At 70.4% G+C, this 18,655-nt stretch carries 21 protein-coding genes; 7 read left to right on the forward strand and 14 right to left on the reverse strand.

The annotated features are described in order from the left end of the window. Window positions 1-83 precede the first annotated feature (83 nt). Window positions 84-293 carry a DUF2795 domain-containing protein gene (locus IE307_RS15925; protein ID WP_191298717.1) on the reverse strand — a complete coding sequence of 70 codons (210 nt, stop codon included), beginning with the start codon at window positions 291-293 and terminating at the stop codon, window positions 84-86. A 221-nt stretch (window positions 294-514) separates the two neighbouring features. Here IE307_RS15925 and IE307_RS15930 point away from each other — a divergent pair, with 221 nt between their 5' ends. Further along, window positions 515-2,104, forward strand: a complete 1,590-nt coding sequence (locus IE307_RS15930) for a glycoside hydrolase family 64 protein (protein ID WP_191298718.1) — start codon at window positions 515-517, stop codon at window positions 2,102-2,104. Between the two features lie 43 nt (window positions 2,105-2,147). Here IE307_RS15930 and IE307_RS15935 read toward each other — a convergent pair whose 3' ends face one another. Further along, complete coding sequence (locus IE307_RS15935) at window positions 2,148-2,903, reverse strand: DinB family protein (RefSeq protein ID WP_191298719.1); 756 nt, start codon at window positions 2,901-2,903, stop codon at window positions 2,148-2,150. A gap of 27 nt (window positions 2,904-2,930) precedes the next feature. Beyond that, window positions 2,931-3,404, reverse strand: a complete 474-nt coding sequence (locus IE307_RS15940; protein ID WP_191298720.1) for a YybH family protein — start codon at window positions 3,402-3,404, stop codon at window positions 2,931-2,933. Window positions 3,405-3,497: 93 nt separating this feature from the next. Between IE307_RS15940 and IE307_RS15945 the strand changes: the two genes are divergently transcribed. After that, complete coding sequence (locus IE307_RS15945) at window positions 3,498-4,166, forward strand: TetR/AcrR family transcriptional regulator (RefSeq protein WP_191298721.1); 669 nt, start codon at window positions 3,498-3,500, stop codon at window positions 4,164-4,166. Window positions 4,167-4,668: 502 nt separating this feature from the next. On the opposite strand, the gene IE307_RS15950 is transcribed toward IE307_RS15945, so the two are convergent. From IE307_RS15950 to IE307_RS15965, 4 genes are all read right to left on the reverse strand, one after another. Further along, window positions 4,669-6,024, reverse strand: coding sequence for a maltokinase N-terminal cap-like domain-containing protein (locus tag IE307_RS15950; RefSeq protein ID WP_191298722.1), 1,356 nt, complete (start codon window positions 6,022-6,024; stop codon window positions 4,669-4,671). Further along, the gene (gene treS, locus IE307_RS15955) at window positions 6,021-7,688 is read right to left on the reverse strand and encodes a maltose alpha-D-glucosyltransferase (protein WP_191298723.1); all 1,668 of its coding nucleotides are present in this window, start codon (window positions 7,686-7,688) and stop codon (window positions 6,021-6,023) included. Before treS ends, IE307_RS15950 begins: the two co-directional genes overlap by 4 nt. Before the next feature lie 98 nt (window positions 7,689-7,786). Continuing rightward, entirely contained in the window at window positions 7,787-8,008 is a 222-nt protein-coding gene (locus IE307_RS15960) for a hypothetical protein (RefSeq protein ID WP_229904749.1), read from the reverse strand. Window positions 8,009-8,101: 93 nt separating this feature from the next. Then, a complete protein-coding gene (locus tag IE307_RS15965; protein WP_191298725.1) occupies window positions 8,102-8,719 on the reverse strand; it encodes a TetR/AcrR family transcriptional regulator in 618 nt (205 codons plus the stop codon). A 90-nt stretch (window positions 8,720-8,809) separates the two neighbouring features. On the opposite strand from IE307_RS15965, the gene IE307_RS15970 reads away from it, so the two are divergent. The 4 genes from IE307_RS15970 (at window position 8,810) to IE307_RS15985 (ending at window position 11,589) form a co-directional block, all read left to right on the forward strand. Beyond that, entirely contained in the window at window positions 8,810-9,574 is a 765-nt protein-coding gene (locus IE307_RS15970) for an SDR family NAD(P)-dependent oxidoreductase (protein WP_191298726.1), read from the forward strand. A 193-nt stretch (window positions 9,575-9,767) separates the two neighbouring features. Further along, window positions 9,768-10,805 (forward strand): fatty acid desaturase family protein, encoded by a 1,038-nt coding sequence (locus tag IE307_RS15975; protein ID WP_191298727.1) that lies wholly within the window; start codon window positions 9,768-9,770, stop codon window positions 10,803-10,805. Window positions 10,806-10,931: 126 nt separating this feature from the next. Further along, complete coding sequence (locus IE307_RS15980; protein ID WP_191298728.1) at window positions 10,932-11,081, forward strand: hypothetical protein; 150 nt, start codon at window positions 10,932-10,934, stop codon at window positions 11,079-11,081. Window positions 11,082-11,322: 241 nt separating this feature from the next. Continuing rightward, on the forward strand, window positions 11,323-11,589 hold the full coding sequence (locus IE307_RS15985) for a hypothetical protein (protein ID WP_191298729.1): 267 nt from the start codon (window positions 11,323-11,325) through the stop codon (window positions 11,587-11,589). Between the two features lie 73 nt (window positions 11,590-11,662). On the opposite strand, the gene IE307_RS15990 is transcribed toward IE307_RS15985, so the two are convergent. After that, window positions 11,663-12,121, reverse strand: coding sequence for a DUF6292 family protein (locus tag IE307_RS15990; protein ID WP_191298730.1), 459 nt, complete (start codon window positions 12,119-12,121; stop codon window positions 11,663-11,665). Between the two features lie 115 nt (window positions 12,122-12,236). Next, window positions 12,237-13,103 (reverse strand): transglutaminase-like domain-containing protein, encoded by an 867-nt coding sequence (locus IE307_RS15995; protein ID WP_191298731.1) that lies wholly within the window; start codon window positions 13,101-13,103, stop codon window positions 12,237-12,239. Window positions 13,104-13,294: 191 nt separating this feature from the next. Here IE307_RS15995 and IE307_RS16000 point away from each other — a divergent pair, with 191 nt between their 5' ends. After that, complete coding sequence (locus IE307_RS16000) at window positions 13,295-13,726, forward strand: ATP-binding protein (RefSeq protein ID WP_191298732.1); 432 nt, start codon at window positions 13,295-13,297, stop codon at window positions 13,724-13,726. A gap of 6 nt (window positions 13,727-13,732) precedes the next feature. Here the strand turns inward: IE307_RS16000 and IE307_RS16005 are convergent, their stop codons facing one another. From IE307_RS16005 to IE307_RS16025, 5 genes are all read right to left on the reverse strand, one after another. Continuing rightward, a complete protein-coding gene (locus IE307_RS16005) occupies window positions 13,733-14,095 on the reverse strand; it encodes an STAS domain-containing protein (protein WP_191298733.1) in 363 nt (120 codons plus the stop codon). Continuing rightward, the gene (locus tag IE307_RS16010) at window positions 14,092-15,321 is read right to left on the reverse strand and encodes a PP2C family protein-serine/threonine phosphatase (protein WP_191298734.1); all 1,230 of its coding nucleotides are present in this window, start codon (window positions 15,319-15,321) and stop codon (window positions 14,092-14,094) included. The genes IE307_RS16005 and IE307_RS16010 overlap by 4 nt, the downstream gene beginning before the upstream one ends. Continuing rightward, on the reverse strand, window positions 15,318-16,118 hold the full coding sequence (locus IE307_RS16015) for an alpha/beta fold hydrolase (RefSeq protein WP_191298735.1): 801 nt from the start codon (window positions 16,116-16,118) through the stop codon (window positions 15,318-15,320). The genes IE307_RS16010 and IE307_RS16015 overlap by 4 nt, the downstream gene beginning before the upstream one ends. A 100-nt stretch (window positions 16,119-16,218) precedes the next feature. Continuing rightward, on the reverse strand, window positions 16,219-16,911 hold the full coding sequence (locus IE307_RS16020; protein ID WP_191298736.1) for a class I SAM-dependent methyltransferase: 693 nt from the start codon (window positions 16,909-16,911) through the stop codon (window positions 16,219-16,221). Window positions 16,912-17,019: 108 nt separating this feature from the next. Beyond that, window positions 17,020-18,621, reverse strand: a complete 1,602-nt coding sequence (locus IE307_RS16025) for an FAD-dependent monooxygenase (RefSeq protein WP_191298737.1) — start codon at window positions 18,619-18,621, stop codon at window positions 17,020-17,022. Between the last annotated feature and the right edge of the window lie 34 nt (window positions 18,622-18,655).

The following is an 18,655-nucleotide window of genomic DNA, read 5'->3' on the forward strand; positions in this document are numbered from 1 at the left end:
GGTGCCGACCTCGTGGCGGTTTTCGTGCCTCACCCGACCGTATGGGCAGTCCGGCCCGTCTGCACAACGGGAGAGGCGGCTCCTCAGGCTTCGCGGCTCTGGTCGATGTCGACCACGTCCAGCACCTCGTCGAACGACCCGTACAGGCGCTCCGGAACCGAGTGCAGCGCGTGCACGGTGTCCTCGTCGGCGTTGTTGCGGGACGCGTGGTCGACGAGCTGCCCCTTGTCCGCGGGGTAGGACACGTCGGTCAGCACCGTGCGCAACCTGTCGACTGTGGTCGTGTCGCTCATCGTTCTCCTCCGGATCGGGTGCGGACTCCCTCGGCTACCCGCGTTCTCGCACGACTAACGCGCCGGCGCCCGACGTCCCGGTATTGACAGGGCTCGTCCCCGCGATCAACCATGGAAGCGCTCTCATAACCGGTCTGGACCAGTTCTCGGAGCGGAGGCCTTCGACCGCCCTGAACCGGTCGGGGGACCTGCTGACGGAGCACCCCTGCACAAGGAGTCACATGCGTACTCGAACGAAGTGGTGGAGCGCGCTCGCCGCAGTGGCGGTGGCCACGTCGGTGGCCGTGGCGATTCCGCCGGCACAGGCGATCGGCCCCGACCTGCTGCCCCTGAACATCACCAACAACAGCGGACGCTCTGAATCCGTGCACCTGTACGTCCTGGGCACCGACATCCGCAACGGACGCCTCGGGTACGTCAACCAGGCGGGCGCCTTCACGCCGTGGTCGCCGGGCGGCAACCCGCCCACGCCCGCACCGGACGTGTCCATCGCCGGCCCAGGTCAGGGCGGCACCGCCACCCTGCGCGTGCCCCGGTTCATCTCCGGTCGCGTCTACATGTCGTTCGGCGAGAAGCTCAAGTTCTTCCTGACGCCCGACGGCCTGGTGCAACCGGCGCCGTGGGCGGGCGGCGACCCGAACAGCGGCATCCTGTTCGACTGGAGCGAGTTCACCTACAACGACAGCGGGCTGTGGCTCAACAGCTCCCAGGTGGACATGTTCGCCGTGCCCCACGCGGTGACGGTGACGGGCGCGAGCGGCGCCACGAAGAAGACCGGCGAGCTCAAGTCCGGTGGGCGTGACGCCGTCATCAACGGCATCCGCAACCAGTCCGGCTGGGGCGGGTCGATCATGTCCCGTTCGGACGGCACCGTGCTGCGCGTGCTCGCGCCGGGCAAGGCGGCCGACGTCGGCAACTTCGACCGCAACTACCTGGACTCGTACATCACCCAGGCGTGGAACGCCTACACGGGCAAGACGCTGACCGTGCAGCCTTTCGGCGACCGTCCGGACGTGAAGTACTTCGGCCGCACGTCCGGCAACAACATGAACTTCACGAACACCTCGGGTCAGCAGGTGGCGTCGTTCGCGAAGCCGTCCACCTCGAACGTGTGGGGCTGCGACGGCGCGTTGCACGCACCCAACGACCAGGTGGTCGGCCCGATCGCGCGCACCCTGTGCGCCGCGCTGCACCGCTCCACGCTCGGCCGCATCGACGTCCAGCCCGGCGGCGGCCCCGCCGACTTCTACCAGGGCGCGATCACCAACCACTACTCGCGGCTGGTGCACCAGAACATGGTGGACGGCAAGGCGTACGGGTTCGCGTTCGACGACGTGCAGGCCCAGGAGTCGCTGGTGCACGACGGCGACCCGCGCTCGGCCGGGATCATCCTCACCCCGTTCGGCGGCGGCTCGACCCCCCAGCCCACCGGCGGCAGCATCGTCAGCGACTGGCACGGCAAGTGCATCGACGTGCCGAACTGGAACTTCGCCGACGGCCAGCGCCTGATCGTGTGGAACTGCACGGGCGGCACGAACCAGAAGTTCGAGTTCGTCAACGGCACCGTGCGCACGGAGAACAACAAGTGCGTGGACGTGGCGTGGGGTTCGACGGCCAACGGCGCGGCCGTGCAGCTCGCGACCTGCTCCGGCAACGCGGCTCAGCAGTTCGTGCTGACCGGCGCGGGTGACCTGGTGAACCCGCAGGCCAACAAGTGCGTGGACATCGCGGAGTGGAACCCGAACAACGACGCCGTCCTGCACATGTGGGACTGCGTCGGCGGCGCCAACCAGAAGTGGCACCGCGGCTGACGACCTGAGCGAACGCCGGGGTGCCTGTGCACCCCGGCGTTCGCTATTCCACCCGTGCCGCGATCGTGTCGAGGTCGCGGGTGGCGTAGCGCAGGTGCTCCCACTCCTCCTCCAGGATCGTGTGCAGGCAGGACGACGCGGATTCCGGGTGTTCCGGGTTCCACGGGTTCTTCCTGACCACCGCCAGGTCCGCCTCCGTCGCCCCGGCGAGGAAGTCGCGGACCATCGCCACCCGGCCGGCCCTCACCTCCAGGACGTCGGCGTAGGACGGAGTGCCGGAGGAGAAGACGGCCAGGTCGTAGCCGTCGGTCTCGTACTCGGCGTTCGGCAGGCCCAGCGGGTGGTAAGGATGCTCGATCTCCAGGACCGCCCCGCCGAGCCACGTGTCGGTCGCCATGACCAGGTGCCGCAGCGTCTGGGCGAAGGACCACTCACCGTCGACCCGCACGTCCTCCGTGCCCGGCGGCATTCCCGCCACACGCTCGACCGCCGCCGCCCAGGCCGCCTCGACCTTGTCCCACGCCGAACGCAACGCGTCCGGGCCCTCCGCACGCCGCTCGCTCCTGCCGGGGAAGCGCCGGTCGAGCTCGGCCTCGACGAACGGCACGACGTCGACCCCGTTGACCCACAACGCACTCCGGCCGCTGAGCAGCCACGGCGCGTCGATGTCCGCGCCCCCGGCCTCGACCGCCCTCATGACCACACCGGACAGATCCGACCGGGTGAACCGGGCACCGCGAAGGCTCACGTCGACGAACTCGGCACCGCGGAGGTCGTCGGGATGACTGAAACGCGCCATCCGCCGACCCTGCCACACCCGCCGGTCTCAGGCGGCCGCGGTCCACGCCTTCCCGCGGTCGCGCTGCATCGGCGGAACCTTGAAGTTGGCGTACGAGTACTTGCCCGTGATCTGCCCGTCGGCGTCGAAGTGGAGGACGTCCATCCCCTGCCAGACCATTCGGGAGCCGTAGCGCAGCAACCCGTACAACCGCAGCAGGGGGTAGACGCCACGGGCGCGCGTCCCGGAGATGTCGATCCGGCACGCCCAGCGGATCGCCGCGCGGCGACCGGACTCGTCGACCAGCTTGTCGTGCACGTCGAAGCGCATCGCGCCGTACCTGCCGGCGAACTGGGGCGCGAACTCCGCGCGGATCGCGTCCCTGCCCTGGTGCTTAGCGCCGTCACCCGGCTCGTACTCGGCGTCGTCCGCGAAGAACGCCATGACCCGGTCGAGGTCGTTGTCGTTGAAGGCCTCGACGAACTCGTCGACCGTCGTGGACAGAGAGCGGGGCTGCGTCATGGAACGGGCCTTCCCAGGCGGCGACTGCGTGGTCGCACACACTAAGGGAACACCGTTCTTTTAACCAAAGCTCCTGGTAGGGTTCCATCTCACATGGACGCGTCGTTCCGCCGGGCCCGGCACCCGGAGCAGAAGGAGCAGCGGCGGGAGGCGATCCTCACCGCCGCCCGCGGCCTCGCGCTCGACGCCGGCGTCGCACGGGTCAGCCTCGGCGACATCGCGACCGCCGTCGGCCTGGTGAAGTCCAACGTGCTGCGCTACTTCGGCACCCGTGAAGAGATCTACCTGCAGCTCACCATGAACGACGGCACCGACTGGGCCGACGCGGCGAGCGACAGGCTGACGAACGCGTCCGGCATCGACGAGATGGCCGCCGCTCTCGCGGACTCGTTCGCCGAACGGCCGTTGTACTGCGACCTGGTCAGCCACGCAGAGACGATGCTGGAGCACAACGTGTCGGTCGAGGTGCTGCGCACCTACAAGGTGTGGGCGATCGGCATGTACGCGCGGGTCGGCGAGCGGATCGTCGGGGCGTGCCCGGAGCTGACCGGGCAGGAGGGCGCGTCCGTGGTGTTCGCCGCTGGGGCGTTCGTCGGCCGGCTGCACCCGATCACCCAGCCGCCGGCGGCATTGGCTGAGCTCTACGCTCGGGAGCCTGCGATCGCGGCGGTGTTCCCGCCGTTCCGGCCTGCGCTGCAGAGGTTCATCGCGGCGACTGCTAGCGGGTTGCCCGCGGTCCGGGGTGGATCCGCGCTCTCGTGACCGCCGCTGGTTTGCCGCGGTCCGCGACTGGCTTGTCTGGCGGCTCTCGCCACGCCACCGGCGTGCTCGCAGCCTGCGGCTGACCTGCTCTGCCGCCCTCGTAGCCATCACCAGCCCACCCGCACTCCGCAGCTGACCTGCCAGCGGGCCTCAACACCGCCAGCAGCCTGCGGCCGACCTGCCAGCGGCCCTCATGACCACCACCGGTCTACCGGTAGCCCACGCTGACCAGGTCTGCCGCCCCCGCAGCCACCACCAGCCCGCCGCACTCCGCAGCTGACCTGCTCAGTGGCCCACGTGACCACCGGTCCGCCCGCAGCCCACAGTTGACCTGCCCAGCAGCCTCCACAGCCACCAGCCCATCCGCAGCCCACGACTGGCTTGACCGCTGCCCTCACCACCGGCCCGCCCACAGCCCGCGGCCGCCCGCCCCAGCAGCCCTCACCACCACCGGCCAGTCATCGGCGCACACACGCCGACGACTGGCCGCGGACCAACCCCGTCAGGCCGTCCAGACGGGTTCGCCGGTCAACACCTCCGCGATCGCCGACAACGGGATCACCGTCCACTCCGGCCGGTACCGCTGCTCGTGCCGCACCTCCACCACCGCCCGGTCCAACTCCACGGCGCACAGCAGCGCGCCGTCGGGCAGGAGGTCCGGCGACACCTCGGCGTACCCGTCGCAGAACGCCTTGCGGTTGTGCGCCAGCCACCGCGCCGCCCTGGGCAGCAGGGTGGCGACGTCCTCCGCGCCCACCAGCAGCTGGGCCGCCGCGTAGTGCAGCGACCGCAGGACGGTGGCCACGTCGTGTTCCGCGGGGCGCGTGCGGGCGCGGTCCGCGGGGGTGCCGTGCGGTTCGCCCTCGAAGTCGACGAGCACCCAGGTGAGCGGGGAGCGCAGCACCTGGCCGAGGTGCAGGTCGCCGTGGACGCGCTGCAGGCGCAGCGGGCGCGGGTCCGCCAGCACGGCGTCGTAGCGGGCGCGGAGGCCCTGCTCGAACGGCTCGAGCGCCTCGACCTCCAGCAGGGCGGCGTCCAGGCGGCGGTGCAGGGCCGCGACGAACTCGTCGGCAGGGCCGGAGGCCTGGGTGCCGAGCGTTTCCCGCAGGTCGGCGTGCACGCGGGCGACGGCGCGGCCCAGGCGGTGGGCCTCGGCGGCGAAGTCGCCTCCCGCGTTCTGGGGGTCCTCGGCGGGGCCTGCGAGGTAGTCGCGCACGCTGGCGGTGGCCATCGGCCAGCCGAGCGAGCCGAGCGGCACGAACTCGTGCAGCACCGCGAACGTGGTGCGTTCACCGTCCAGTTCGGACTCGAGGGCGCCCAGGGGTGGTGCGATGTGCGGGTCCTCGACGGAGTGCAGTGCGGTGTGCAGCACCAGTTCCGGGTTGTCGCCGGGCACCAGCTCGCGGAAGAACTTCAGCACGTGCCGCTGACCGTAGACGATCGAGAAGTTGCGCTGCAGGCCCGGGAACGGCCGCCCGACCGGTGCGTCGGTGTACCTGGGCGGCAGGGCGCCGCGGAACCGCAGGTCCGCCACCTCCGAGGACTTCTCGAAGTGGTCGAGCAGCACGGCGGTCAGCTCCGGGTCGTACACCGCCTCGTAGACCTGGCGCCCGCCCGCGCTGCCGATCCTGGCGTGCACCAGGCGCTCGGGCAGTTCGTCGCGCACGCCCAGCAGCAGCTGGTAGCGGCGCCCGTCGCACGCGAGCAGCACGTGCACCAGCGCGGGGTCGCCCTCCCGCAGGACGGTCACGCGCTCGCACTCGACCGGCCCGCGCCCGCGGAACCAGGTCTGGGCGTGCAGCCAGCGGTCCAGCTGTTCGGGGGCCGGGACGACCTCGACGGCCTCGCTCGTCGTCACTTCTTGTCGCCACCTTCCACGTCGGAGGTCAGCTGGAACCAGTAGAAGCCGTGGCCGGGAAGGGTGAGCTGGTACGGCAGCTCCCCCACCGCGGGGAACCGCACGCCGCCGGTGAGCTCCACCGGCACGGTGCCGGCGTGCTCGGCCAGGTCGAGCTCGACGGGCTGCGGGAAGCGGGACAGGTTGTTCACGCAGAGCACCACGTCGGCGCCGAGCGTGCGGCGGTAGGCCAGCACGGTCGGGTTGGACGCGCCGAGCTCGGTGAAGTCGCCGTGGCCGAACGCCCGGTGCTGCTTGCGCACCTCGATCATGTGCCGCGTCCAGTTGAGCAGCGAGGACTGGCTGCGGGTCTGCGCCTCGACGTTCAGGCCCTGGTAGCCGTAGACCGGGTCCATGATCACCGGCAGGTAGATCCGCCCGGGGTCGCAGTCGCTGAAGCCCGCGTTGCGGTCCGGGGTCCACTGCATCGGCGTGCGCACGGCGTCGCGGTCCTGCAGCCAGATGTTGTCGCCCATGCCGATCTCGTCGCCGTAGTACAGAACCGGCGATCCGGGCAGGGACAGCAGCAGTGCGGTGAACAGTTCGTGCTGGTTGCGGTCGTTCTCCAGCAGCGGGGCGAGCCGTCGGCGGATACCGATGTTCGCCTTCATCCGCGGGTCCTTCGCGTACTCCGAGTACATGTAGTCGCGCTCTTCGTCGCTGACCATCTCGAGGGTGAGCTCGTCGTGGTTGCGCAGGAAGATGCCCCACTGGGCGTTCTCCGGGATCGCCGGCGTCTGCGCGAGGATCTCCGAGATCGGGAACCGCGACTCCCGCCGCACCGCCATGAAGATGCGCGGCATCAGCGGGAAGTGGAACGCCATGTGGCACTCGTCGCCGCCCACCCCCTGGTCACCGAAGTACTCCACGACGTCCGAGGGCCACTGGTTGGCCTCGGCGAGCAGCACGCGGCCGGGGAACTCGTCGTCGACGACCTTGCGGCACTTGCGCAGGAAGTCGTGCGTCTCGGGCAGGTTCTCGCAGTTCGTGCCCTCGCGTTCGAACAGGTAGGGCACGGCGTCGAGGCGGAAGCCGTCGATGCCGATCTCCAGCCAGAACCGCAGGACGTCGAGCATCGCGTCCTGGACGGCCGGGTTGTCGTAGTTGAGGTCCGGCTGGTGGCTGAAGAAGCGGTGCCAGAAGAACTGGCCGCGCACCGGGTCGTAGGTCCAGTTCGACGACTCCGTGTCGACGAAGATGATCCGCGCGTCGGAGTAGGCCGAGTCGTCGTCGCTCCACACGTAGTAGTCGCCGTACGGGCCGTCCGGGTTCTGCCGCGACTCCTGGAACCACGGGTGCGCGTCGGAGGTGTGGTTGAGCACCAGGTCGGTGATCACCCGGATCCCCCGCCGGTGCGCCTCCTCCAGCAGGTGGACGAAGTCGTCGACCGTGCCGAACTCCGGCAGCACCGCCCGGAAGTCGCTGATGTCGTACCCGCCGTCGCGCAACGGCGAGGCGTAGAACGGCGGCAGCCAGAGGCAGTCGACGCCCAGCCACTCCAGGTAGTCCAGTTTGGACGCCAGCCCTCGCAGGTCGCCCGTGCCGTCACCGTTGGAGTCGCTGAACGCGCGGACCAGAACCTCGTAGAAGACAGCGCCCTTGAACCAGTTCGCCTCGTGCTCCATGGCACCTCTCGCTCGCACGTCGTGGAATTGCGGCAGAGTGCGGCACGACGGGCGTCAAGATCAAATCGTTCACCTGACTGTGTGAACGCCTCCGGAGGTCACCGGTTCTCGTGCCGTTCGAGCACGGAGGCGATCCGTTGCGCGGGGATCTCGTGCCTGCGCCAGGTCGCCTCCTCCTGCACGACGTAGTGCAGCTTCTCCCCCACGCTGCGCAGCAGCATCACGACCCCCTTGTGCGTCTGCTCCCCGTCGAGGCTGAACTCGACGAAGTCCCCCTGCCTCGCGTCAGACCCGTAGTCGCGCAGCATCACGGACCCCACTTCCACGTCGTTGTGGCTGCAACAGCACGGCACAGTGGTGGTACCCCGCGCGTTCGAGGTCCACAAACGACATTCACCGGTTCAGGTGAGGCCTCAGCCCGAGAATCCCCTCGCGGCGATCATCAGCGCCTCGACCGTCGCCGCCTCCAGCGACTCCGGCGGCTCGGCGGCGAACGCCTGGTGCTCGACCGCCACCCGCAGCGCGGCGTTGATCATCGCCGCCTGGATCGCGGTGGCCAGGTCGGGCCCGGCCAGGCCCGCGCGCTCCGCGAGCGCCTCGGCGAAGGCGGGCTCCGCCTCGCGGTGCGCCTCCAGCCAGACCGCGCGCAGGCCGGGTTCGGTCCGGGTCAGCCGGACCAGGTCCAGCATCTCCGCCGTGGCCTCGGCGTGGCCGGACACGAGCGTGCCGAGCAGCTCGGACACGCCCTGGTCGGCACGCCACGAGCGCAGGCCGGCGGCAAGGTGCTCGATGCCGTTGCCGAGCAACGGCATGACGCAGCTCTCCTTGTTCGGGAAGTAGCGCCACAGCGTGCGCGCGGACATGCCCGCCTCCGCCGCGATCTCCTCGGCGGAGGTGTCCGCGACCCCCTTGGCCAGGAAGAGGCGGACGGCGGCCCTGGCCACCTCCAGGCGGGTCTCGGCCTTGCGCCGTTCGGTCAGCGGCGGTCGCCCGGTCCGCTCCGGTGACCGGGTCTGCTGTCGGTCGCGCATGCCACCTCCGTTCGTGGTCTGCGCCATCCTACTTTTTGTCTGTGAATGACATGTTGACACTGCGCGCCATAAAGTCGGTACGGTGAGTCCATGACCACGAGCAGTGACTTCGACGGCCGCAGCGTCGTCATCACCGGTGCCGGATCGGGGATCGGACGGGCCGCGGCCCTGCAGTTCGCACGAGCGGGCGCGAAGGTGGTGCTGGCCGACGTCAACGCGGAGGCCGTCAAGACCGTCGCCGAGGAGGTCGTCGCGGCCGCTGGCGTCGCGGTCGCCGTGGCAGGCGACCTGACGGAGCCCGGCGTCGTCGGCGAGGTGGTCGCGACGGCCGTGAACTCGTTCGGCGGCCTGGACGCGCTGGTGTGCAACGCGGGGATCATGGACTCCATGTCCGCCGCGGCGGACGTCTCCGACGACGAGTGGGACCGCCTCCTCGGCGTCAACCTGACCGCCCCGTTCCGGCTCACCCGCGCCGCGCTGCCGCACCTGCTCGCCCGCAAGGGCGCCATCGTGTACACCGCGTCGGAGGCGTCGCTGCGCGGCAGCGCCGCCGGAGCCGCCTACACGGCCGCGAAGACGGGCCTCGTCGGGCTGATGCGCTCCGTTGCGGTCACCTACCGGGACGCCGGTCTGCGCGCCAACGCCGTGGCCCCAGGCGGCACGAGGACGGGCATCTCCGCCAGCCCCGATCCCGCCGCGCTCGGCCCCCAGGTCGTCGGCCGGTACCTGCCCAACATGGGCCGGGTCGCCGAGGCGGGGGAACCGGCCGCCGCCATCGTCTTCCTCGCCTCCCCCGCCGCCTCGAACATCACCGGAGTCGTGCTCCCGGTCGACAACGGCTGGTCCGCGGTCTGAACCCGCGCGCGGCACGGCCGATGCCGTCCACTGTGGACCACCCAGGCGGTGGGTTCACCCGATGCACACACCGGGCAAGGGGTTGAGCGCGCGCGAACCGGGTACATGGCGACCAGCCACCTGACCGGTTGCGACGCACGTCCTCCTTCGGAAACACCCGCGGGAGCTGATCTCCCCTTGTCCGGAGCACACCATGTCCACAGCACCCGACGCCCTGGCCGAGCAGGCCGACCGCCCGCGCGGCACCGACTTCGCCCGCCTCACCAAGGAGCTCAAGGCCGCCGGGCTGCTGGAGCGGCGGCGCGGCTACTACCTGCTGCGGATGACGGTGAACGCGCTGCTGCTCGGGGCGATCGCCGCAGCGTTCGTGCTGCTGGGCGACTCCTGGTGGCAGGTGCTGACGGCGGTCGCACTGGCCGTGGCGTCCACGCAGCTGGCGTTCATCGGTCACGATGCCGGGCACCGGCAGATCTTCCGCAGCCACCGCAACAACGACGTGGTCGGGCACGTGCACGGCAGCCTCACCGGGATCAGCTACCAGTGGTGGGTCGCGAAGCACAACCGCCACCACGCCAACCCGAACCACGAGGACCACGACCCGGACATCGAGATCCACGCCCTGGCCTTCAGCCGCGCCCAGGCGGCGCGCAAGCAGGGCCTGAACGCCTGGATCACCAAGCGCCAGGCGTTCCTGTTCTTCCCGCTGCTGCTCGCCGAGGCGGCCGCGCTGCGAATCTCCGGCATGGTCGCGTTGTGCCGCAACGAACTGCGCAACCCGTGGCGCGAGGCGGCGATGCAGATCCTCCCGCTGGCCCTGTACCTCGCGGCGGCGTTCGTCGTGCTGTCACCCGTGAAGGCCGTCGTCTTCATCGCCGTGCACCAGGGGCTGATGGGCGTCTACCTCGGGTGCTCGTTCGCGCCCAACCACAAGGGAATGCCGATCATCACCGGCGAACAGCGCCTCGACCACCTCCACAAGCAGGTGCTGACCTCGCGCAACGTCACCGGGGGACGGTGGGTCGACGCGCTGCTCGGCGGGCTGAACCACCAGATCGAGCACCACCTGTACCCGCACATGCCCCGCCCCAACCTCCGCCGGGCGCAACCCGTCGTCGAGGACTTCTGCCTGCGCAACGAGATCCCGTACAGCAAGACCACCCTGCGCCGCTCCTACGCCGAGGTGCTGCGGCACCTGCACGACGCCGGGGCACCCCTGCGCAACACGGCCTGATCGCAATACCACCGCACCGGACGACCGGTGGGTGTACCGTTGGCCTGGAGGCGGCCGCGTTCCGCGCCCTGGATTCTCCTGTCGGAGATCTCGACCTCCCATTCTCTTCGAACGGAAAGAACACAAGTGAACCTGTTTTCGGCGAACGACCTCTTCAGCCACCCCGAGGCCACCCGGCCCGACGCGCAGCCCGACGCGGCCGAGCACGAGCAGCCGTCCTGGACGAACCTGTTCCAGGAACCGGTGCCCGCACCGCGAGCGCCCGCCAACCACTGAGCCGCGGGTCACACCGCTTCCGGACTCGCCAGAACAACCAGCGCGATGCGGCGCTGGATGGCGTAGTGTCGGCCTGGTCGGGGGTTCCAGTTGCAGGCATCCCGCCGCCACGGTTCCCGATCCCATTCGGCTCGGCGCTCTCGCCACCGGCCGGAGATTGGAGCACCGGCTTGCAGCCGGATCGCCAGCTCTACCCGCTCGTCCCGCTCTTCCGCGTCGCACCGGGCGAGGTGGTGTGCGGATGACTCGCTCCACTCAGATCGGCCGGCCCAGTGGTGCCGCGGCCGACTTCGCAGAGGCACGGCTCGCCGCCGAGGCGGCTGGAGCCGTCCAGCAGCGTCAAGCGGCCCGCAGGGTCGCCGAGCGCAGCCACGACGCGCAGGACTGCCGCGATCTGCTGTTGATGCTGGGCCTCTCCGACCTGGAACCCACTGCCGCACGTCCGGCACAGACCGAATCAGCGGTCATGACCTTCTCCGAGGCGCTCGGCCTGCACCGCACGACCTGAGCGGTCAGGCGCTGTCCGGGAGCGGGCCACTCGCAGTGGCCCGCCGTCTCCGGTTCAGCACCACGAACGCGCGTCAAGGCGTGTAGCGGTCCATGCGCTCGGCGAGGTCCGACCAGCCGACCGGCAACGTGATCGACGCCGGAACCGCGCGAGCGCCGCGCACCGACTCGGCCACGAGCCGCGCCACCGACTCGGGATCCTGCACGACGTCCCCCGTCGAGCGGCCGAGCACGATCCTCGGCTCGGCGGGATCGGTCTCGATCGAGACCGCCCAGCCCTGCGTCGCGCTCCAGACGAGCATCACGTCGCGGTCGGGGTGCTCCGGCGCCCTGCAGCCGAGTGCGATGTACGCGGTGGCGGTGTCCGTGACCTCGAAGCTGATGCCGTGGCTCGGAACGTCGAGGGCCGCGGCGACCGCGTGCACGTAGCGGTCGAGAGCACCGGCCAGCAGATGCGTTCCCTGCGACGTGGCGACGGGTGCGCCCTCTCGGCCGGACAGCACTTCGTCGTCATCGGGCGTCGTCTGTGTCATCGAGCTCCGTCCTGTTCGGATCACCGGTGCCGGCGCCCGCGTGTTCGATCCCGTGTGGACGGACGGCCCGCCGGACGTCCAGTGTACGAGCCGGGAGAGCGTGACACGCCGGCTCTCACTCCCACGACGGGGCGTGGTCTTCCTCGGCCTGCACCACCATCGACTCCAGCACCGGACCACCGAACGTCGTCACCATGGCGACGTCGGCGGCGTCACGACCCCGGCCGATGACGACGCGTCCCTTGCGGGGCTGGTTGTTGCGCGGGTCGAAGGTCCACCAGCGGTCCCCCAGCCAGACCTCCACCCACGCCGCGAAGTCCATCGGGGCGTCGGAGGGCGGCACGTCCAGGTCCGGCAGGTAACCGAACACGTACCGGGCGGGGATGTTGAGAGCGCGGCAGAACGAGATCGCCAGGTGCGCGAAGTCCCGGCAGACCCCGAAACCCGTGGCGTTGACGTCAGCGGCGGTGGACAACGCGGTGGAGGTGCCGTAACCGAACTCCAGCGACTGGTGGACGTGCTCGCAGATCGCCCTCACCCTGCCGTAGCCGGGCGGATGAGCGCCGAACCTCGACCAGGCCTCGTCGCCCAGCACGTCGGACACGCAGTACCTGCTGGGCAACGTGTACAGCAGCACGTCGTCCGGCAGACCGTCCGGCGTCGTCTCCCCCACGCCCTCGTCCACGTCCTCGGTCCTGTCCGGCACGTCCACCCACGCGCTGTAGTGCACTGTGGACAGACCGGCGGGCAGCAGCACACGGGACTTCCTGTTGCCGTACAGGTCGGCGTGGTGCCTCATCGCCACGTCCGGCGTCACGTTCAGGTTCTCGTGGCTCACCCGCACGTCGGCGCTCCAGAGCGGCCGCACGAGGAACACCGCCGGTGTGGGCACCTCGGCGCGGTAGGTGAACGCGCACCCGATGCGGAGCAGCCGGGTGCCCCACGACGTCTGCGCCCCGCCGCCGTAGTGGCGCGAGTTCATCGCGTCCTCCCGGAGACGTGCGGCAGCGAGCGCTCAGCCGGCTCGCGGTTCCATGTCGTCATCCGGCTCCTCGTGGAATCAGCGGTGCCGGTGCCCTGTCCTGGGCCAGGAATACCCGTGCTCCCGGTAAAACGACCCTACATGCGCCCGCTGCCGGGTTTGGACCGATTCAGCCGTGGTATTTCTCCGAGGTGACGCCAGCAGAACGAGGCCACGTCGTTACCGACGCAAGTCCTGGTGAGCCGTGGAACACGCTGGAACTCGTCAGCGATGTCCCCGACACCGCGAAGGTGCGCAAATGGGCTCAGTCGATCCTCTCCGACCTCAGTGAGGACGATCTCCTCGACGTGCTCCTCGTCCTCACCGAACTGGCGTCCAACGTGTTCGACCACGCCCGTTTCCCGGCCCGCCTGAAGCTGCGCAAGTCGGCAGAGCCGTGTGTCGTCAGCATCGTCGCCGAGGACGCCTCGCCCGACCTGCCCCGACTGCAGCCGGCGACACCTGACTCCAGGCGCAGCCGCGGTCTGGTGATCGTGGACCAGCTGTCCGAGCAGTGGGGCGTGATCCGGCGCCTGGCGGGAAAGTCCGTGTGGGCTGTCATGCCCTGCGCGACGACGTCCTGACGAACCTCAGCCGCTTCCGGCCCGGTGCGCCGAGAGCGCGTCCTGCACGCTGGGGCTGATCGTGAACAGCGAGTCCAGGCCGACCATGCCGAGGACTCGGAGGATCTGCCTCGGCACCGCGGCCAGGACGATTCCCGCGTGCGCGGTGGCGGCGAGGTTCCGGGCGGCGACGAACGCCGAGATCCCGCTGGAGTCGCAGAACCGCGTTCCCGACAGGTCCACGACGAGCACCTGCCCGCGCACCAAGGAGATACCGCCGATCTTCTCCAGGAGCTGCGGCGAGGTGTAGGCGTCCAGGTCTCCCCGGACGGCGAGGACCACACCGGTCTCGACCTGGTGCAGGGACACTGAAAACGCGTCGTCACTCACGCACGACCACTCTCCCTCGAAGGGACGCTCAACGCCAGCAGAGCCGTGTCGTCCTCGACGCCGGCGCCCAGGCCGACGAGCAGCCGGTTCACCGCGTCGATCACGCCGGACGCGGTCGGGGGCGCCAGACCGCTGAGCTCGTCGCGCAGGTCCTCCTCGCTGTACCAGCTGTCCACGCCGGTCCGTGCCTCGGTCAGGCCGTCGGTGTAGAGCAGGATGGCGTCGCCGGGCGCCAGCCGGACCTCCGCGACGACGAAGCGGGCCTCGGGCAACGCGCCGACCAGCTGCCCGCCGCGCAGGTGCAGCAACGACGCCGTCCCGTCCGCCCGCAGCACCACGGCCGGGGTGTGACCGCCGCCGGCCAGCGTCATCACCGCACCGTCCCCGTCGGGGCGGATGCTGCCGTACAGGACCGTGCAGAACCGCGGGTACGTGCCCTCGAACGCCTGGTAGAGCACGGTGTTGAGGTGGCGGAGCACACCCGCGGGATCCGGGTCGTAGACCGCGGCCCCGCGCAGCGTGTACCGGATCAGGGAGGTCACCACGGCCGCGTTCTCCCCCTTGCCGGACACGTCGCCGAGGAAGAACCCCCACGTGTCCCCCGTCAGCGGGAAGAGGTCGTAGAAGTCGCCACCGACCTGGTCGAGCGACGCCGGGTGGTAGTAGGCGGCGACCTGCATCCCGGGCACGTCCGGCAGCACCGGGGGCAACAGCGTCTGCTGCAACGTCCTCGCGAGCCGCTGCACCCGGTCGCGTTCGCGCTCGGCCTCGTCGCGCGCCCGGAGCAGCTCCTCCTCGTACGCGCGCCGGTCGCGCGCGTCGAACACCACGGTCCGGACCAGCCGCGGCCTGCCCTCGGCGTCGGAGGTGACGGTCGCGGTCAGCAACACCGGCCACCGCGCTCCCCCGGCCGTCTTCAGCTCCAGCGCGACACCACCGAGCTCGCCCTGCATCTGCAGCAACGGCGCGAAGTGCGTCTCGTAGTAGATGCGGCCTCCGACGGTGAGCAGGTCCGGGAGGCTCATGCGGCCCACCACCGCGTCCCGCTCGCGGCCCAGCCAGCGCAGCAGGGTCGCGTTGATCTTGACGATCGTGCCGTCGGGCAAGGTCGACAGGTACCCGCACGGCGCGTTGTCGTAGAGGTCCTCGACGCTGTCCTCCAGCAGTTCCGGGAGATCGGCACCGATCTCGCCACGACCGGGCAGATCGCCCGGCCCGCACGTCATCGGCCACTCACGAACGCCACGATCGCCCCGGCCGTCTCGTCGGGGGCGCTGAGCTGCGGGCAATGTCCGACGGCGTCCAGCGTCACGAGCTCGCTGCCCCGGACCTGGTCGTGGACGAACTGCCCGACCTCGCGCGGCGCGATGGCGTCGCGGGCGCACTGGACCACCAGCGTGGGCACGGTGACCTTCGCCAGGTCGGCCCGGTTGTCGGACAGGAAGGTGGTGCGCGCGAGCACCCGCGCGATCGCCGGATCGGTGCGGCAGAAGCTGTTCGTCAGCTCGGCGCCCAGCTCCGGGCGGTCGGGGTTGTCCATGATCACCGGCGCCATCACGGCCGACCAGCCGAGGTAGTTCGACTCCAGGGCGGTGAGCAGCTCGTCGACGTCCTCGCGGCTGAACCCGCCGCGGTAGTCGCCGTCGTCCACATAGCACGGTGACGGCGTCAGCAGCACCAGCTTCGCGAACCGCTCCGGCTCCCGGTTCGCCGCGAGCACGGCGATCATCGCGCTGACCGAGTGGCCGACCAGCACGACGTCGCGCAGGTCCAGTTCGCGGCAGATGTTCAGCACGTCGTCGGCGTACCCGTCGAGGCTGCTGTAGCGCTCGGCGCTCCACGCCGACACGTCCGACCGCCCGGATCCGACGTGGTCGAACAGCACCACCCGGTATCTCTCCGCCAGCTGGGGAACGATCAGGCGCCACAGGTTCTGGTCACACCCGAAACCGTGCGCGAGCAGGACCACCGGTCCCGCCTCGTTGCCGGTGACGACCACGTTGTACCTGCCGACGACGTCCACCGGCCAATCCTGCCACCTCCACCGGTGCGGGCGCCGACTTCGGCGGCGCCGCGCGTGGCGACGCCGCTGAGGTGCGCGTTCTCCGCGGCCGGGCGGGGGTTCAGAGGCGGCGGACCCTGGCCAGCCACGCCGCGAGCTGGACCTCGCCGTGGGCGGGCAGGCCGCGCTGCACGGCCACCTCGGAGATCTGCTCGGTGATGAAGCCCTGGTAGTGGGCGGCCTCGACGCTCTCGACGACCCATCCGCCGGTGAAGGTCGCGCGGATGACGTCGTCGCTGATGCTGGAGCTCAGACCCGGTGCGGCGTCGGAGTGGGCGAGGATGTGGACCAGAGCGCCGGGGTTGGTCAGGGAGTGCAGGACGTCGGCGTAGGCCTTCGCCGCGCCGGAGTCGCCGTAGGCGCCGAAGCCGTGGAAGAGGGCCACGTCGACGACGGTGTCGAAGCCGCCGGAGAGGAACGGGTGCTGTTCGGGGTGCAGCATGTTCGCGACCTCGAACCGGGCCGTGGGCACGCCTCGTTCCGATGCCGTGCGGCGGGCGTAGGCGATCGCGCTCGGCGAGAGGTCCACGCCGAGGGAGTCGTAGCCGAGCTTGGTGAACAGGGTGGTGTGCTCACCGGAGCCGCAGCCGGGTTCGAGCACCCGGCCGCGGATCAGGCCGGCGGCCTCCAGTTCGACGATCGCGGGCTGCGGCCCGCCGATGAGCCACGGCGCGGTCCCCTCGTCGTACATGAAGTTCCAGTACTCCGGGTCCTCGAAGCCGCGGGACTCGTCGGTCTTGCCGGTCTGTGTCATGGGTTTCAGTGTGGTGACCCGGCCGGTCCGGGAACACAGCCGGGAAACGAACCCACTGGGTTGTGCGGGGTGGGGTCCCGGTCCGCGCGGCGGTGACGCTGGATGGGCTCAGGCCGGCGTCCTCACGGGGGTCAGCACGGTGTCCAGGAAGTCCGTGACGTCGTCCGAGCCCGGTTCCGCCACCACGGCGATGTGGCCGTCCGGGCGGACGAGCACCAGCAGCGGGCCGTTCACCTGGTACACGCGGTAAGCGGCTTCCTCCTCCGGTGGGATCACGTGGGTGGTGATCGCGACGGTGTAGCGGTCGTCCAGGCTCGCGGCCAGGCGGTCGGTGTCGAGCGACTGCGTCCCGAACAACAGCACGTGGTAGCCGGTGCCGTGGGTCAGGTCCAGCACGCTGCTCGCGCCGTCGGGAGTGGGCCTGATCTCGGCGTAGGGCGCGCGGTCGCCAGGGCGCAGCGCACCGGTGCCGCGGCCCACCGCCGGTGAGTTGCGATACCTGATCCACAGCTGGGAGAACATGTGGAAGAACATCCGGCGGATCGGGGCGAGCTTCGACACCACGCCGACGACGCGGGTCGCGACGTGCGTGCGCATCCAGACCGCCACGGCGCTGTTGCCGGTCTCCAGCTTGAAACCCAGGTCGGTGCGCTTGAGCACCGTGCGGGCGATCGGACGGCGTTCTGACTCGTAGGTGTCGAGCAGCCACTCGGGCGCCTCGCCGTTGACGACCTGCGCGAGCTTCCACGCGAGGTTGACCGCGTCGCCGACGCCGAGGTTGAGGCCCTGGCCACCCGCCGGGTTGTGGATGTGCGCGGCGTCGCCGGCGAGGAAGACGTTGCCCACGCGGAAACGCGACGCGATCCGGCTGTGGAAGCGGAACATCGACGCCCAGACGATCTCCTTCAACCGGGCGTCCACTTTGAAGTAACTGTCGAACCACTGCTGGAGATCCGCGGAGGCCAGCGGCGCGTAGGCCTCGTGCGACGGGTTCTTCTGCGACGGTGCCTGTTCCAGTTCCCTCGGCACCACACCGAAAAGACGGCAACGCCCGGACGCGAGCGGCAGGATCCCCACGAAACCGCCGCGGGTCAGGTTGAGCCGCATGCCCCGCACACCCAGGTCGACGTCCAGGGTCACGTCCGCGAGCATCCCCGCCTGGTCGTAGGTCTCGCCGTCGAACGACTGACCGGCGAACCCGCGCACGACACTGCTCGCCCCGTCCGCGCCGACCAGCCAGCGCGCGGTGATGGACCGGCCTTCCGCAGTGGTCGCCTCGACGAAGGCGCCGGTGTCGGTCAGGCCGGCGACAGCCGTGTTCCACTCGACCTCGACGTGGTGTTCCTTCAACGCCTCCACCAGCACCCGCTCGGTCTCGAACTGCTCGAGCGCGAGCGCGTAGGGGAACCGCGTGCGGTCGCTGGTGCCCTCCCCCGCGAGCGGCATGTCCCCCACGTGCCGGCCGGCCTCGTGGATCGCGACGCCGGTGATCGGCAGTCCGCGCGCGACCGCCGCCTCCGCGACGCCGAGCCGGTCGAAGAGCTCCAGCGTGCGGGCGTGCACGATGGCGGCGCGCGCCTGTTCTACCGGGCCGGACTTGGAGTCGACGATCCGCACGCGCACGCCGTGCTGCGTGAGCATCAGCGCGGTGCACAGGCCGGTCGGCCCCGCACCCACCACCAGGACGTCGCAGTCGCGTTCGTCGCGCATCGGCTTCCTCATTCACGTCGGCGAGTGTGCGAAC

Origin of the sequence: Lentzea cavernae, assembly GCF_014653695.1 — a bacterium.
Taxonomy (GTDB): Bacteria; Actinomycetota; Actinomycetes; order Mycobacteriales; family Pseudonocardiaceae; genus Lentzea; species Lentzea cavernae.

Coding starts and splice junctions, on each gene's coding strand:
- IE307_RS16010 (WP_191298734.1), bottom strand. CDS start 15,321: ATGACGTGCGGGCCGGGCGATCTGCCCGGTCGTGGCGAGATCGGTGCC.
- IE307_RS15965 (WP_191298725.1), bottom strand. CDS start 8,719: ATGCGCGACCGACAGCAGACCCGGTCACCGGAGCGGACCGGGCGACCG.
- IE307_RS15945 (WP_191298721.1), top strand. CDS start 3,498: ATGGACGCGTCGTTCCGCCGGGCCCGGCACCCGGAGCAGAAGGAGCAG.
- IE307_RS15990 (WP_191298730.1), bottom strand. CDS start 12,121: ATGACACAGACGACGCCCGATGACGACGAAGTGCTGTCCGGCCGAGAG.
- IE307_RS15925 (WP_191298717.1), bottom strand. CDS start 293: ATGAGCGACACGACCACAGTCGACAGGTTGCGCACGGTGCTGACCGAC.
- IE307_RS15985 (WP_191298729.1), top strand. CDS start 11,323: ATGACTCGCTCCACTCAGATCGGCCGGCCCAGTGGTGCCGCGGCCGAC.
- IE307_RS15940 (WP_191298720.1), bottom strand. CDS start 3,404: ATGACGCAGCCCCGCTCTCTGTCCACGACGGTCGACGAGTTCGTCGAG.
- IE307_RS15970 (WP_191298726.1), top strand. CDS start 8,810: ATGACCACGAGCAGTGACTTCGACGGCCGCAGCGTCGTCATCACCGGT.
- treS (WP_191298723.1), bottom strand. CDS start 7,688: ATGGAGCACGAGGCGAACTGGTTCAAGGGCGCTGTCTTCTACGAGGTT.
- IE307_RS15975 (WP_191298727.1), top strand. CDS start 9,768: ATGTCCACAGCACCCGACGCCCTGGCCGAGCAGGCCGACCGCCCGCGC.
- IE307_RS15995 (WP_191298731.1), bottom strand. CDS start 13,103: ATGAACTCGCGCCACTACGGCGGCGGGGCGCAGACGTCGTGGGGCACC.
- IE307_RS15935 (WP_191298719.1), bottom strand. CDS start 2,903: ATGGCGCGTTTCAGTCATCCCGACGACCTCCGCGGTGCCGAGTTCGTC.
- IE307_RS16025 (WP_191298737.1), bottom strand. CDS start 18,621: ATGCGCGACGAACGCGACTGCGACGTCCTGGTGGTGGGTGCGGGGCCG.
- IE307_RS16020 (WP_191298736.1), bottom strand. CDS start 16,911: ATGACACAGACCGGCAAGACCGACGAGTCCCGCGGCTTCGAGGACCCG.
- IE307_RS15930 (WP_191298718.1), top strand. CDS start 515: ATGCGTACTCGAACGAAGTGGTGGAGCGCGCTCGCCGCAGTGGCGGTG.